General features: G+C 56.1%; 14 protein-coding genes. 1 reads left to right on the top strand and 13 read right to left on the bottom strand.

The features are described 5' to 3' along the window. Positions 1-36 precede the first annotated feature (36 nt). The 8 genes from ACIQT8_RS19910 to ACIQT8_RS19875 all read right to left on the bottom strand — a co-directional run bounded on the left by ACIQT8_RS19910 (position 37) and on the right by ACIQT8_RS19875 (position 8,352). Positions 37-1,416: a bifunctional folylpolyglutamate synthase/dihydrofolate synthase gene (locus tag ACIQT8_RS19910; RefSeq protein WP_400968744.1), complete on the bottom strand. Its 1,380-nt coding sequence runs from the start codon at positions 1,414-1,416 to the stop codon at positions 37-39. 88 nt (positions 1,417-1,504) lie between these two features. After that, complete coding sequence (accD, locus tag ACIQT8_RS19905) at positions 1,505-2,404, bottom strand: acetyl-CoA carboxylase, carboxyltransferase subunit beta (protein WP_400968662.1); 900 nt, start codon at positions 2,402-2,404, stop codon at positions 1,505-1,507. Between the two features lie 40 nt (positions 2,405-2,444). After that, a complete protein-coding gene (gene trpA, locus ACIQT8_RS19900; protein WP_138795113.1) occupies positions 2,445-3,284 on the bottom strand; it encodes a tryptophan synthase subunit alpha in 840 nt (279 codons plus the stop codon). Between the two features lie 4 nt (positions 3,285-3,288). Continuing rightward, positions 3,289-4,509, bottom strand: coding sequence for a tryptophan synthase subunit beta (trpB, locus tag ACIQT8_RS19895; protein ID WP_138795114.1), 1,221 nt, complete (start codon positions 4,507-4,509; stop codon positions 3,289-3,291). A 1-nt stretch (position 4,510) separates the two neighbouring features. Further along, positions 4,511-5,173 carry a phosphoribosylanthranilate isomerase gene (locus ACIQT8_RS19890; protein ID WP_400968658.1) on the bottom strand — a complete coding sequence of 221 codons (663 nt, stop codon included), beginning with the start codon at positions 5,171-5,173 and terminating at the stop codon, positions 4,511-4,513. Between the two features lie 146 nt (positions 5,174-5,319). Continuing rightward, complete coding sequence (locus ACIQT8_RS19885; RefSeq protein WP_400968655.1) at positions 5,320-6,087, bottom strand: M48 family metallopeptidase; 768 nt, start codon at positions 6,085-6,087, stop codon at positions 5,320-5,322. Between the two features lie 66 nt (positions 6,088-6,153). Then, complete coding sequence (locus ACIQT8_RS19880; protein WP_400968652.1) at positions 6,154-7,386, bottom strand: polyhydroxyalkanoate depolymerase; 1,233 nt, start codon at positions 7,384-7,386, stop codon at positions 6,154-6,156. Between the two features lie 123 nt (positions 7,387-7,509). Beyond that, complete coding sequence (locus ACIQT8_RS19875; RefSeq protein ID WP_400968649.1) at positions 7,510-8,352, bottom strand: fumarylacetoacetate hydrolase family protein; 843 nt, start codon at positions 8,350-8,352, stop codon at positions 7,510-7,512. Positions 8,353-8,479: 127 nt separating this feature from the next. On the opposite strand from ACIQT8_RS19875, the gene ACIQT8_RS19870 reads away from it, so the two are divergent. Continuing rightward, complete coding sequence (locus tag ACIQT8_RS19870) at positions 8,480-9,082, top strand: nitroreductase family protein (protein WP_400968646.1); 603 nt, start codon at positions 8,480-8,482, stop codon at positions 9,080-9,082. Between the two features lie 91 nt (positions 9,083-9,173). On the opposite strand, the gene gyrB is transcribed toward ACIQT8_RS19870, so the two are convergent. The 5 genes from gyrB to ACIQT8_RS19845 form a co-directional block, all read right to left on the bottom strand. Beyond that, on the bottom strand, positions 9,174-11,609 hold the full coding sequence (gyrB, locus tag ACIQT8_RS19865; RefSeq protein WP_138795120.1) for a DNA topoisomerase (ATP-hydrolyzing) subunit B: 2,436 nt from the start codon (positions 11,607-11,609) through the stop codon (positions 9,174-9,176). A gap of 153 nt (positions 11,610-11,762) precedes the next feature. Next, a complete protein-coding gene (locus tag ACIQT8_RS19860) occupies positions 11,763-12,128 on the bottom strand; it encodes a helix-turn-helix domain-containing protein (RefSeq protein WP_138795121.1) in 366 nt (121 codons plus the stop codon). Beyond that, positions 12,125-12,694 carry a Smr/MutS family protein gene (locus ACIQT8_RS19855; RefSeq protein WP_400968641.1) on the bottom strand — a complete coding sequence of 190 codons (570 nt, stop codon included), beginning with the start codon at positions 12,692-12,694 and terminating at the stop codon, positions 12,125-12,127. The genes ACIQT8_RS19860 and ACIQT8_RS19855 overlap by 4 nt, the downstream gene beginning before the upstream one ends. Further along, the gene (locus tag ACIQT8_RS19850; protein WP_400968638.1) at positions 12,691-13,812 is read right to left on the bottom strand and encodes a murein transglycosylase A; all 1,122 of its coding nucleotides are present in this window, start codon (positions 13,810-13,812) and stop codon (positions 12,691-12,693) included. Before ACIQT8_RS19850 ends, ACIQT8_RS19855 begins: the two co-directional genes overlap by 4 nt. Then, complete coding sequence (locus ACIQT8_RS19845) at positions 13,809-14,507, bottom strand: Tim44/TimA family putative adaptor protein (protein ID WP_138795124.1); 699 nt, start codon at positions 14,505-14,507, stop codon at positions 13,809-13,811. The genes ACIQT8_RS19850 and ACIQT8_RS19845 overlap by 4 nt, the downstream gene beginning before the upstream one ends. Positions 14,508-14,629: the final 122 nt, after the last annotated feature.

The raw sequence follows: 14,629 nt of genomic DNA, 5'->3' as shown, positions 1-14,629 counted from the left end.
TGAGATGAAAAAAGCCCCGGTCAACCGGGGCTTTTTTTATTGAGGTATTGTTCCGTTCAGAGCCAACGCGTTGCCGGCGAGATAGAGCGAACCGCCGATCAGAATACGCGGCGGCGGCGCCTCAGGATCGAGATGGCGGACCAACTCTTCCAATGCCTCGGAGATGGAAGATGTGGGAGCAGCCACCAGACCTGCATCAAAAGCCGCATGGGCAAGCACCACCGGATCAATCGCCGCATCGGTACCCGTTATCGGAACGGTGAAGACATATTCGGCGATATCAGCGAACGCCTTGAAATAACCGACGGGATCTTTGGTGTTGATCATTCCCGCGATGATAAACAGTGGTCGGGGTTTCTTTTCCTCGAAACCAGCCATGGCTTCAGCGATGACTTCGCCGGCGCCAGGATTGTGGCCACCGTCGACCCAGATTTCTGAACCCTCGGGCGCCAGATCGGCGATATTGCCGTCCTGAATGCGCTGTAGTCGACCAGGCCATTCGACGGACGCCATCGCCTTTTCAACCATACGCTCCGTCACCTCGAAACCGGCAGCCTTGACGGCGCGGATAGCAGCGGCAGCATTGGCCAGTTGATGACGGCCGGGAAGTCTGGGAAGCGGCGCATCCGTCAACCCGAACTCGTCCTGATAGACCATTCGGCCAAATTCTTCATGCGCAGCAAAATCCTGTCCGTAGACAGTGACCGGACAGCCGAGCCGCTCCGCTGTGTTGACCAGAACATCAAGCGCGGCATCGTATTCCTGGTGACCAATCACCACCGGGAAACCGCTCTTCATGATGCCCGCCTTTTCCGCGGCAATCAGCTCGACACGATCGCCCAGATAGGCCTGATGATCGAGCGATATGGGCATGATGACGGATACGGCAGGGTTGTTGATGACGTTGGTCGCATCGAAGCGGCCACCAAGCCCAACCTCGACAATGGCTGCATCAGCGGGCTGTTCCGAAAACAGCAGGAACATCACCGCTGTCAAAATCTCGAAAACCGTAATCATCTGCCCGTCGTTGGCATCTGCCACGCGCCGCAAAGCATCGGCGAACAGGCCATCTTCGACATAGCGGCCCTTGGCGCCGGAGACGCCAATACGGTAGCGCTCATGCCAGTTGACCAGATGCGGCGACGTATGCACGTGTACGGAAAGGCCTGCCGCTTCGAGCAAGGCGCGACAGAAGGCCGTAACAGACCCTTTGCCGTTCGTGCCGGCAACATGGATAACAGGCGGCAATCGCTTCTGCGGATTACCGAGTTTTTCAAGAAGGCGGGAAATTCTGTCGAGCGAGAGATCGAAGCCTTTCGGATGCAATTGCATCAGCTCTTCGATGATCTGCTCGGCCTCGCTTATTGCGGGCTTCGTCATGTCTTCTAACCGCCTTTCAGGCGCTGATCCGGTCATCTGTCCGCCGCATTGGAGGGTGTTGTCCTGCGTCGGTGTATCATCGTCCCGAAGCCGGCGCGCGGCCTCGGGCGACATTCTTTGTTCTTCAGGCCGATGCTGCGAGCGCAACCGGGTTCTGTTCAGCGACATCAGCCGGAGCCTTCGTCATGATCTTCAGGAGATTGGCCAGCGTATCGGGGATATCGTGGCGATCGACCACCATGTCCACCATGCCATGCTCCAGCAGATATTCCGACGTCTGGAAGCCCTCGGGGAGCTTTTCACGGATGGTCTGCTCGATAACGCGCTTGCCCGCGAAGCAGATTTCTGCACCCGGCTCGGCAATGTGGACGTCACCCAGCATTGCATAGGATGCCGTGACGCCGCCTGTGGTCGGGTTCGTCAGAACCACGATGTAAGGCATGCCGGCTTCTTTTAGCATGTTGACGGCAACGGTCGTACGCGGCAACTGCATCAGCGAAAGAATGCCTTCCTGCATGCGGGCGCCACCGGAAGCCGGGAACATGACCAGCGGGCAACGCTCGGAAATGGCACGTTCGAATGCCTTGACGATTGCCTCACCGGCCGCAATGCCCAGCGAACCGCCCATGAACTGGAATTCATGCACGACGGCAACGATCTTCAAGCCTTTGAGGTTGCCCACACCGGCAAGGATCGTGTCTTCCTGATCCGTCTTGATGCGACTGTCGCGCAGACGGTCGGTGTATTTTTTTGAATCGCGGAACTTCAGAGGGTCCTGAGCAACCTTCGGCTGCGGAAGCGCTTCGAACACGCCGCCATCAAAAAGGGTCGCAAGCCGGGCTTTCGCCGGCATCTTCATATGGTAGCCGGAGGCCGGGATCACCCACAGGTTCTCCTCGAGATCCTTGTGGAAGACCATTTCGCCAGTTTCCGGGCATTTGATCCAGAGGTTTTCCGGAACATCGTTGCGACGGCCGAGCATGGAATTGATCCGCGGCCGAACATAGTTGGTAATCCAGTTCACTTGAATACTCCTGTGACTGACTGCGCTTAACCGAACAAGATTATTCGGCAGCAGCAAGGCGCGATGCACGCACGCCCGTTGAAAGTCCCTTTACCAGTGTCGTGACAGACGAAACGGTGTCGGCTGTCGCTTTTCCATCTGCGCTAAGGCTGCCTGCAACCTGCGCAACAATTGCCGAACCGACCACAACACCATCAGCCATGGCGCCAATCGTCCGGGCGTGATCTGCAGTCTTTACGCCAAAACCGACGCATACCGGAAGATCGGTGTGGGCCTTAATACGTCCGACAGCCTTGGAGATCAATGCGGGATCTGGCAGAGCCGAACCGGTAATACCGTTCATCGACACGTAATAAACGAAGCCGGACGTATGGTTGAGAACGGTTGGCAAGCGTTTTTCATCTGTCGTCGGCGTGGTCAGACGAATGAAGTTAATGCCGTACTTGAGCGCGGGAATGCAAAGCTCATCATCCATCTCCGCCGGCAGATCAACAACGATCAGTCCATCGATCCCTGCATCGAGTGCATCGGCCAGGAACTTTTCAACGCCGTAGATATAGATGGGATTGTAGTAACCCATCAGAACGATCGGGGTTGCGTCGTCATCCTTGCGGAATTCTCGGGCGATATCGAGTGTGCCCTTCAGCGTCTGACCGCTCTTCAATGCGCGCTGACCGGCCATCTGGATTGCCGGGCCATCGGCCATAGGATCAGAAAACGGCATGCCGAGTTCGATCACGTCCGCACCAGCTTCCGGCAAGGCCTTCATGATGGCAAGCGATGTGTCAAAATCCGGATCGCCGCCCATGAAGTAGGTAATCAGGGCCGGGCGATTTTGGGCGCGCAGATCGGCGAAGCGTTTGTCCATACGTGCGGTCATGATCTTATACATCCATTCCAAGGAACTTGCTGACGGTGTGGACATCCTTGTCGCCACGTCCGGAGAGGTTCATCAGGATGATCTCGTCCTTACCCATTTTCGGCGCGCGCTTGATGACTTCAGCCAGAGCATGGCTCGGTTCGAGAGCGGGAATGATGCCTTCGAGACGCGTCAGCATCTGGAACGCGTCGAGCGCTTCATGGTCCATGATCGGCACATATTCCACGCGGCCGATATCGTTCAGCCAGGAATGCTCCGGACCGATACCAGGATAATCGAGGCCGGCGGAGATCGAGTGGCCTTCCTTGATCTGACCGTCTTCGTCCTGAAGCAGATACGTGCGGTTGCCGTGCAGAACGCCAGGCGATCCCGCTGTGATGGATGCGCAATGCTCATCGCCGGAAAGGCCCTTGCCACCCGCTTCAACGCCAACAATCTTGACGCTCTCGTCATCGAGGAACGGATGGAAAATACCGATCGCGTTAGATCCGCCACCAACGGCAGCGATAACGACGTCAGGCAAGCGGCCTTCAGCCTCCAGCATCTGCGCCTTTGCTTCCTGACCGATCACAGCCTGAAAATCGCGAACCATTTCGGGATAGGGATGCGGACCAGCAGCGGTGCCAATCAGGTAATAGGTGTCGTCGACATTGGTGACCCAGTCGCGCAGCGCTTCGTTCATGGCATCCTTGAGGGTACCATGGCCGGCCGACACCGGCTTCACTTCGGCGCCCAGCAGCTTCATGCGAAATACGTTCGGCGCCTGACGGGCAACGTCGGTCGCGCCCATGTAAACGACACAAGGCAGGCCGAAGCGCGCCGCAACCGTTGCGGATGCAACGCCATGCTGACCGGCACCGGTCTCGGCGATGATGCGGGTCTTGCCCATGCGCTTGGCGAGAAGGATTTGGCCAAGGCAGTTGTTGATCTTGTGCGAGCCGGTATGGTTCAGCTCTTCGCGTTTGAAATAGATCTTGGCGCCACCAAGTTCAGCCGTCAGACGCTCAGCGAAATACAACGGGCTCGGGCGGCCGGTGTAGTGAGCACCGAGGTGCTTCAGTTCAGCCTGAAACTCCGGATCGGTCTTCGCCTTCTCCCATTCAGCCTGCAAATCCAGAATAAGCGGCATCAGCGTTTCGGCAACGAAGCGGCCTCCGTAAATGCCGAAGCGTCCGTCCTCATCGGGACCAGCGCGGAAAGAATTGGGTTTTGGCGTGTCGTTCACTTCAAGCTCCCTTTGGGCCAGTCGACCGATTGTTCACGGCATCGAAAAATGTATCGATCATGACCGGATCTTTCACTCCCGGCGCACTTTCCACGCCGGACGATATATCTATTCCCCTCGCCCCGGTCTCAGCCAGAGCGCCTGCGACGTTATCCTTGTTCAGCCCTCCGGAAAGCATGTAATCAATGCTGCCGTCAAGAGAGCGAAGAAGCGTCCAGTCAAAGGACACACCATTGCCACCAGGCAAGTCCGATCCAGCCGGCGGCTTGGCGTCGAGCAGGAAGCGGTCAACGATGCCAACATAAGGGTCAATTTTGGCAAGATCAGCGGCGTCCCGAATGGAAACTGCCTTCATCACAGGCAGACCATACAGCGCCTTGACGTTCAGCACACGTTCCGGCGTTTCATTGCCGTGCAACTGAAGGATATCGGGTTTCAGAAGATCGACGATCTCGTCCAGTTCGTCATTGTCAGCGTTGACGGTGACGGCAACGACCTTCACGCTGCCACGAACGGTGTCAGCCAGCTTGCCGGCAATATCGGGTTCGATATTGCGCGGGCTTTTTTCAAAGAAGATGAAGCCGATATGGGACGCGCCTCGTCTGACCGCGCGTTCCACCGCTTCCGGCGTCTTCAATCCGCAAATCTTGATATCCGGTTTCATACCTGCGACCTGACACGAAATGTCGAAAGAGTCGAGTATAAAGCGCAGGGAATGCCGCCTATCCGCCACTGCGTTTGGGGCCAACGATGCGCTTTAGTATCGATTGTTTCACGTGAATCCAGAAATAGTCATTAACTGTACCGTCTTCAATCGAAGTCGACGGCGTGAAGCTGTGAACCGTGACGCTTCAGCCAGGCTTTCGCTTCCTCAGTGTGCGGGCAAAGCTTTTCACACAGCGCCCAGAATTTCGGGCCATGATTCATCTCCGCCAGATGGGCCACTTCGTGAGCTGCAAGATAATCGATGACCTTTTCGGGCGCCATGACGATCCGCCACGAAAAGCTCAAATTGCCGTCGTGCGAACATGAACCCCAACGGCTGCGCGTATCCTTCATGGTGATCGAACGAACCGGCCGCCCTACGCTTCTCGCGTGGTGCATCACCAGTTTTTCGAGATCCGCCTTGGCTTCTTTTTTCAAGAATGCCGAAATCCGTCGCCCGAGATGTTCGGGGAGACCACTGACGGAGAGAATTGCCACTCCATCCGCACCTTCGGACATACGGGTTATACCGCGCACACTCCCAGTGTGTTCTATCCGGTGTGGCACACCACGGATCTCGATCGTTGCTCCGGGGCGCAGGCCGTTATCGGGACCAATCTTGCCAAGCTTGCCTTCAAGCCAGCCGTGGTGCCGTTCCAGAAAATCGTCCACCTGCCCGTGATGCAGCCCGAACGGTATCGTGAGCTTCAAAGCTCTTCCACCGGGTTCTATCCGCAAAGTGATGCGCGTCGCGCGTGGATTTTCCTTCACGGTAATCGGCAGACTACGGCCAGCCACTTCGACTGTGCGCTGGCTTTGCACGGCCCTTTTGGGCGCCGTTGACTTCACGGATTTTCTGAGAAGCGAAAACATGCCGTTTTCATAGCCGATTCGAACCCCGATTGACCATGAAAATACGGTGCTAGCGCCCCCGTCTCCCTAGGCTTTTGCGTGTTGATGCATGAACGCGAGCATGCGCGGCACGATCTCCTTGCGGAACCGCGAACCGTTGAACACGCCGTAATGGCCGACATCCGGCTGCATGTAATGTGCGCGTTTATCCTCGGAAATGTTGCGGCAGATATCGTGAGCCGCCTTTGTCTGGCCCACACCTGAAATATCGTCGTTTTCACCTTCCACGGTGAAAAGAGCAACATTGCGGATGGCGGACGGATCAACCGCGCGGCTCCGATGCATCATCGTACCTTTCGGCAGCGCATGTTCGATGAACACGGCCTCAACCGTCTGGAGATAAAATTCAGCGGTCAGATCCATGACAGCCAGGTACTCATCGTAAAAATCGCGATGCTTTTCGGCGGAATCCCCGTCGTTCTTCACGAGGTTCAGATAAAAATCCTTGTGCGCCGTCATATGTTTGTCGAGGTTCATCGACATGAATCCGGACAATTGCAGAAAACCTGGATAGACGGAGCGGCCGAAAGCTGGCTGCGGCCAGGGAACGTCCATGATGACATTGTCGCGGAACCACTCGATCGGCTTTGCCTTGGCAAGTCCGTTGACGGCAGTGGGATTGATACGCGTATCGATCGGCCCACCCATCAGGGTCATGGATGCGGGAGCAAAACGATCTTGCTCTGCTTCCATCAGCGAAACGGCAGCGAGAACCGGCACGGAGGGTTGGCAGACAGCAACCACATGCGCTCCCTCCCCTATATGTTGCAACATTTCGGTGACGTAGCTGATGTAATCATCCAGATCGAATTTCCCGTCAGTTACGGGAACCATGCGGGCGTCGATCCAGTCGGTAATGTAGAGGTCGGCCGATGGCAGTAGCGCCTCGACCGTTCCCCGCAACAGTGTCGCATAGTGCCCGGACATCGGGGCGACAAGCAGGACCTTGGGATCGGGTCGATCTTTCGTTTCAGCAGCCCGCGCGAAATGAATGAGATTGCAGAATGGCCGCGACCAGACAATCTCCTGCGTCACCTCAACGCTATTTCCACCAATAACAGTTTCGGAAAGGCCGAATTCAGGTTTGCCGTAGCGACGTGTCAGACGCTCGAAGACCTCAAAACCGGCATCAAGGCTTCTGCCGAACGCTGTGCTTGAAAGCGGATTAAACGGGTTATTGCATGCCTGACGCATCATATCAGCACCGGCGCGCAACGGCACCATCGCAGCATGGTTCATTTCATAAAGGTGGTAGAACACTGATTACGCCTCCCTCGCAAATCACGCTCTTTTTTTCACCATAGCAGCTTTTCGCAGTTGCACAAATTTGAAGGCGCCAGCGGTTTCCCGCCGGCGCCTTCTCATTTCCAGGTGAAAAACAGATCAGATGTCGGCGACGAAGGTCTGCTTCTGGGAACCGAGGCCTTCAATGCCGAGTTCAACGACGTCACCAGCCTTAAGGTAGCGCGGCGGCTTCAGGCCCATGCCAACGCCGGGCGGCGTGCCAGTGGAAATGACATCGCCCGGCTGAAGCGACATGAACTGGCTGAGATAGGAAACAACGTGAGCCACGCCGTAAACCATCGTCTTGCTGGAGCCGTCCTGCATCGTCTGGCCGTTGACCTTCAGCCACATGCCGAGATTCTGCGGATCGGTGATCTCGTCCTTCGTGACCAGCCATGGACCAATCGGGCCAAAGGTGTCGCAGGACTTACCCTTGGTCCACTGTCCCGCACGCTCCGTCTGGAAAGCACGCTCGGAGACATCATGCGAAACGCAGTAGCCGGCCACATAGTCCAGAGCATCGGCTTCCGAGACGTATTTCGCAGTCTTGCCAATAACCACGCCAAGTTCGACTTCCCAGTCGGTCTTTTCAGAACCGCGTGGAATGACAACGTTGTCGTTCGGTCCAACTATGGCGGAGGTCGCCTTCATGAAGATGACGGGTTCCGGCGGTACGGTTGCACCGGTTTCAGCCGCATGGTCCGAGAAATTCAGGCCGATGCAGATGAACTTGCCAGTGCCCGCAACGCAAGCGCCAATACGATCCTCATTGAGAACAGGGAGCGTCGTAACATCGATCGCAGCGATCTTTTTCAGACCTTCTGGCGAAATGGCGTCACCGCCAATGTCCTTCACATGAGCGGACAGATCGCGGACTTTACCCTCAGCGTCGAGGATTGCGGGTTTTTCCTGGCCGGGCTTTCCGACGCGCATCAATTTCATGGAACTCTCTCCCAGTTGTCAGACAAGGTGATGCATATATGAACGATGCATTTATACTTGTCACCCCTTGACCGACCTAAGTTTTGAAAAATACCTTTTCCACTCCGTCAACCACAAGGATCCGATCGTGACGAACAGCAATACAAGACAATCCGAATTTCCCGTCGATCCGCTTTTTCTTGATCGCTGGTCGCCGCGCGCTTTTGATGGAAAGGCGATGCCGCACGAAGACCTGCTGACGATCCTGGATGCGGCCCATTGGGCTCCATCCGCTTCCAATCAACAACCCTGGCGATTTGTCTATGCTCAACGAGACAGCAAGGATTGGCCACTCTTCCTGGAACTGCTGATGGAGGGAAACCAACGCTGGGCGAAGAAAGCGTCGGCGCTGCTGTTCGTCATTTCCCGAAGCTACAACCTATCGCGCGAAGGAGAGAAAAAGCCATCCGCTACTCACGCCTTTGACGCGGGCGCAGCCTGGTTCTCACTGGCAATGCAGTCCCATCTGCTTGGATATCACGCGCATGGCATGGCGGGTATCTTCAAGGACCAGATCGTCGAGAAACTCAATGTTCCCGAAGGTTATGTCGTCAATGCGGCCGTGGCTATCGGCACTTTGACGGACAAAAATACCTTGCCTGATGATCTGGCGGAACGTGAGGTTCCGAGCAAACGTCTTCCCCTCACCGAGGTGGCTTTTGAGGGGAAATTTACCGGAAAGGCCGACTAAGTAGCAATAAGCAAAAGGCCCGACAATCACTGCCGGGCCTTTTGTTAATTTTCTGTTTCACGTGAATCGTGGATGCAGACGCGTCCGCAGATCAGATATCGAGGTTGGCAACGCTCAGCGCATTTTCCTGAATGAAGTCGCGACGAGGCTCAACCTCATCCCCCATCAGGCGAGCAAACAGGCCATCTGCATCTGTTGCGTCGCTGATCTTCACCTGCAACAGAGAGCGGACATTGGCGTCCAGCGTGGTTTCCCAGAGCTGCTCGGCATTCATTTCGCCCAGGCCCTTATAACGCTGCATGGACAGGCCCTTGCGCCCCGCTGCAAAAATCGCATCGAGAAGCGCACGCGGACCAGAGAGTTCCAGCGTCCCTTCCTTGCGCTGCAGGGTCGGAGGCGTCGCATAGACATCGCGGGTACGCACAGCGAGCTGGTCGATATGACGCGCATCGGCCGAACCAAGCAGACCCATATCGAGTGTCGAGACTTCCTTGACGCCGCGCACCATGCGCTCAAACCGTAGTCCGCCGTCTTCGAGAACCGTGCCGATCCAACCGCGTTCGGTCTCTTCGGCAATCATGTCCAGACGACGCGCAACCTCTGCAACGGTTTCTGCAGCACGCGAGGCATTCGCCGAAAGTTCGGGGTTGAGCGCGCCGGCAATGGCAGCTTGTTCGACAACCGAGCGGTTATAACGGGAATGAAGGCCATCGATCATCGAACGCATGCGTACCGCGTCGAGAATAACCTCGCGCAGATCCTCACCCACACGAACCTCACCGGAGCCCAGCGTCAGCGACGCTTCTTCGATACCCATCGAAATCAGGTAATCTTCCAGTGCCTTTTCGTCCTTGAGGTACTGGATCGACTTGCCGCGCGTGACCTTATAAAGCGGCGGCTGGGCGATATAAAGGTGCCCTCGTTCGATCAGTTCCGGCATCTGACGGAAGAAGAAAGTCAAAAGCAGCGTACGGATGTGGGCGCCGTCGACGTCAGCATCCGTCATGATAATGATCTTGTGATAACGCAGCTTGTCCGCGTTGAACTCGTCCTTGCCGATGGACGTGCCAAGCGCCGTAATCAGCGTACCGATTTCCTGGCTGGACAGCATCTTGTCGAAACGGGCGCGCTCGACGTTCAGAATCTTACCGCGCAACGGCAGAATGGCCTGGGTCTCGCGCGAACGGCCCTGCTTGGCAGAACCACCTGCAGAGTCACCCTCGACGAGGAACAGTTCGGACTTGGCCGGATCGCGTTCAGAGCAATCTGCGAGCTTGCCGGGCAACGACGCGATATCAAGCGCACCCTTGCGGCGCGTCAGTTCACGTGCCTTGCGTGCTGCTTCGCGGGCAACAGCCGCTTCAACAACCTTGCCAACCAGGATTTTTGCTTCGGTCGGATGTTCCTCGAACCATGTGCTCAAGGCCTCGTTGACGAGGTTTTCGACAACCGGGCGAACTTCGGACGAAACAAGCTTGTCCTTGGTCTGCGACGAGAACTTCGGATCGGGAACCTTCACCGAAAGAACGGCTGTCAGGCCTTCGCGGCAATCTTCACCCTGAAGGCTGACTTTTTCCTTCTTGGTAATGCCGGAGCTGTCCGCATAGGAGGTAACCTGGCGCGTCAATGCCGCGCGGAAACCGGCCATATGCGTGCCGCCATCGCGCTGTGGGATGTTGTTGGTGAAGCAAAGTACGTTTTCGTGGTAGCTGTCGTTCCACCACATTGCGACTTCAACGGTAATACCGTCCTTTTCACCACGAATGGCAACCGGCTTGTCAACCAGTGGCTTCTTTGAGCGGTCCAGATAACGCACGAACGCCTCGAGGCCGCCGTCATAAAGCAGTTCTTCCTGCTTGACGTCGGAATGACGCTTGTCGGTCAGCAAAATACGAACACCGGAATTCAGGAACGCCAGTTCGCGCAAACGGTGTTCGAGCGTGTTGTAATCGTATTCGGTCATCGTGAAGGTTTCAGGGCTCGCCAGGAAGGTCACTTCCGTGCCGGAGCGTCCTTCATACTCGCCGATAACCGAAAGCGGCGCATCTGCAACGCCGTGCGTAAAACCGATTTCATGCAGCTTGCCACTGCGACGAATGCGCAGTTTCAGCCAGACCGAAAGTGCGTTTACGACCGACACGCCCACGCCATGCAGACCGCCCGAGACCTTGTAGGAGTTCTGGTCGAACTTTCCACCAGCGTGCAGCTGCGTCATGATCACTTCCGCAGCCGATACACCTTCGGAGGAATGGATATCGGTCGGGATGCCGCGACCGTTGTCCGTTACCGTGACGGAGCCATCGGCATTCAACGTCACTGTCACCAGATCGGCATGGCCGGCCAGCGCTTCATCGATGGCGTTGTCCACCACCTCATAGACCATATGGTGCAGACCGGAACCGTCATCGGTATCACCGATATACATGCCGGGCCGCTTACGCACGGCATCAAGGCCCTTGAGAACCTTGATCGAATCGGCTCCATATTCCGTGTTCGTGCCGACTTCGCTTGACGATGTTTCGGTCATAAGTACTCTTTCCAAAGTTTTCCCGGCCAAGTTTTTCTGAGAGGCTTAAGCCAGCGAATCACTCAAATTCCGACATACGACTATAGAAATTCCCAGCCAATATCCAAAGGCCGCATGTCCCAACCGCTGCATAAAGCAGGGGATATAAGGCTTTCAATCGCAAGAACGGCTTTTTTGCAGCACCGCCGTCAGTTCTTCTATCATAGTCGGCGACAGCTTGCGTATATCACGCGCGAGCTGATTGGCCAAAGCGGTATATTGTGGCGGCAAACCGGCCGTGTCGATGACAATGCGGGGATGCGACGATCCGGCCAGAAAAAACAGATCCTCCGCCTCGTCCCAAATGATATTGAAGTAACCGGCGATGCGCTGAAGAAGATCGAAGCTCGGTCGGCCGCGTTTTCCATGTTCCAATGCAGAAAGATAAGCAGGCGAAACGCCGATGGCTGCCGCCATCTCCTTCTGCGTCACACCCTTGCGTTCCCGAAGCATGCGAACGGCTTCTGCAAAGGGCGTCATGATCTCTCACCGCGGCGTCTTGCCAACCGGACGTACAGGGCACCTTCTCCACCGTGGTTGATCGAGGCATCCTCGTAGGATGAAATCAAATAGCGGTATTCCGGTTTCGAGAACCACATGGGGACAGCACGCTTCAAGGCGCCATCGCTGCCCATTGAACGCCCCTTCCCGGTGATAACGAGAACATGACGCAGGCCGCGTTCATGCGCCTGCATCAGAAAATCCAAGAGAACGGCATGTGCTTCGCTCTGTATCATGCCGTGCAGATCGATACGTCCTTCCAACGGCAATCGTCCGCGCGTCAGCTTGCGCTTGACGGGCTTTTCGAGCGGGTGATGAATTCTCTGCTTTGCCGGTGCTGCATTGGGCGGAGTTTCAGCATTTTCCACCAGCATGCGGGGGAAACCGAGCTTGCTCTTTTCCACCACAACAGGCTTAGGCGCCTCCTCCTCGATATCATCAAAAGCCAGCAAATCTTCGAGCTTTCCTGAGATAGGCCGAGTGGTTTTTGCCACTCTCCCCCACAGAATCCGCTCATCCTTGCCGAGCTTCCGACTGCCTTTCATCCCCGATACCTCTCCGCTGCCGCGCGTGGCATCAATATATAAAAATCGGCGTCGTTACGCACCGTTCCAGCCAGCTCACCCGCATCAAAGCCGGAACCCGTGAAAATATCCCCGCGGGCCGGACCGACAATTGCCGATCCCGTATCGAGCGCCAGCATTAGCCGCGCAAAGGGTTTCTCAGCATCGAGGTGCGTCAACGTGGGCGCATGAATGTAAAACGGAAACCCGAACGTATGGATTAGCCGGTCGACAGCGAGCGAGCGGCCAGCAACGAGTGGAACCTTTGCAGCAGCAACCGGCCCCAGATCGACGTCGGTCACATCGGCTTCGCGGAAGAAGATGTAGGACCGGTTATGCCATAGCACCTCGTCAACCTGATCAGGATGATCGGCGAGCCATGCCCGGATTGTCTGCATCGAGATGGTTTTCGGATCCAGCTCTCCCCGATCGAGGAGAAGTCTTCCGATCGGCGAGAACGGATGTCCGGCCTTTGCGGCATAGGTCACGCGCCTTATCTGTCCGTCGGGATATACCAGCCGTGCAGCGCCCTGGACGTGGACAAAAAAAAGGTCGACCTTGGATTTCGCCCAGGCAATCTCAAGTCCCCGCCCCTCAAGACACCCTTCATCGATCGCCCGGCGATCGGCAAAATAGGAAATACCGCCGCCATCCTGATGCCCGAAGGCGTAATAAGGATCGAAACCTTCCGGGCGATTTTTGTCGTCAATGTCAATGAGATCGGCCGGTCTGCGATATACCGGATATTTCCAGACGTCATCCGGGACAGCCGAAACCTGCAGCTCGGGCTCGTAAAATGCAGTTACGAACCCTGTCTTTCCGCCGTTTTGCGAAATGCGAAACGGTCGACAATTGTCTTCGAAAAACCGGCGCGCTTCACTGGCATCTTTTGGATCAGCATCTTCGGCTGTTTCCAATAAAGCAATGAGGTCATCAGCCGAAAGGCCAAGTTCTCCCGTCCGGTAAGGTTTCGCGGTCCGCAGGTACCCGAGAATTCTGCGCATCGCAGAAAAAAGTTCGCGCGGATCGTCATTCTGCCATTGCGGCAGATCGCCGAAAGAGACCTCCTCGACGGAAAACTCGGCCGATGGCGTTTTCATTGTTCGGATTCAGTCGCGATGAGTTTCCAGTTCGGGTCACGAGAACGCGTGTCGCGCGAGAACGTCCAGATGTCATCCACCTCGGCAACACTTTCCGGATCACCGTCCGTCAGCTTTCCATCCTTGTCATAGGTGGCCGAAATAAGCTGGCTGACGATACGAATGGTGATCTGTGCCTCGGAATCACGAACAAGAGCCTGCGTGATATCAGCTTTCTCAATGCCGACGAAGGTAGACTTGACCACCTCTCCGCGTGCTTCCCGTTCGGAGATGGCGGCATCGAAGCCTTCGAACACCTCTTTCGACAGCAAGTTTTTCAGAGTCTTGCGATCGCCATCGGCAAAAGCCATGACAATCATCTCATAGGCCATACGCGCCCCGTTGAGGAACTCCTTGGGGCTGAAGGATGCATCCTTGCCCATCAAGTCACGCAAAGCCGAATTCAGCGCAGATCCAGCCGGCGCCATGGCGTCCACTTCGGAGAAGCGGGTTTCCTCATCACCTTCTCCGCGCTTCGGCAAGGTCACGACCTTGTTATCGTCGGAAGTAGCGCCCTTTGCGACATCACGCGGGCTATAGGGGTCGAACGGTGGCTTTTCATTGCCTGTCCGGCGACCAAGAACGCTGCGCAACTGAAGAAAGATCAGCACCGCTGCCACGAGGAAAAACAAAGTGATAAAGTCGCTAAAGTTCATCTTTTACCGAGGCCGCCATTTAAATCCGAAATCTTGAACATCATATAGTCTGCATCTTATCATCATTCAAACATGCAGATTCAATCATCGGTGTCCTTAAGGCACACAATCTGCCCAAGACG

The sequence above is a fragment of the Agrobacterium sp. NPDC090273 genome, assembly GCF_044772305.1.
Classification (GTDB): Bacteria; Pseudomonadota; Alphaproteobacteria; order Rhizobiales; family Rhizobiaceae; genus Agrobacterium.
The sequence above is the reverse complement of the archived record's forward strand: the minus strand, read 5'-3'. Positions and strand labels throughout refer to the sequence as shown.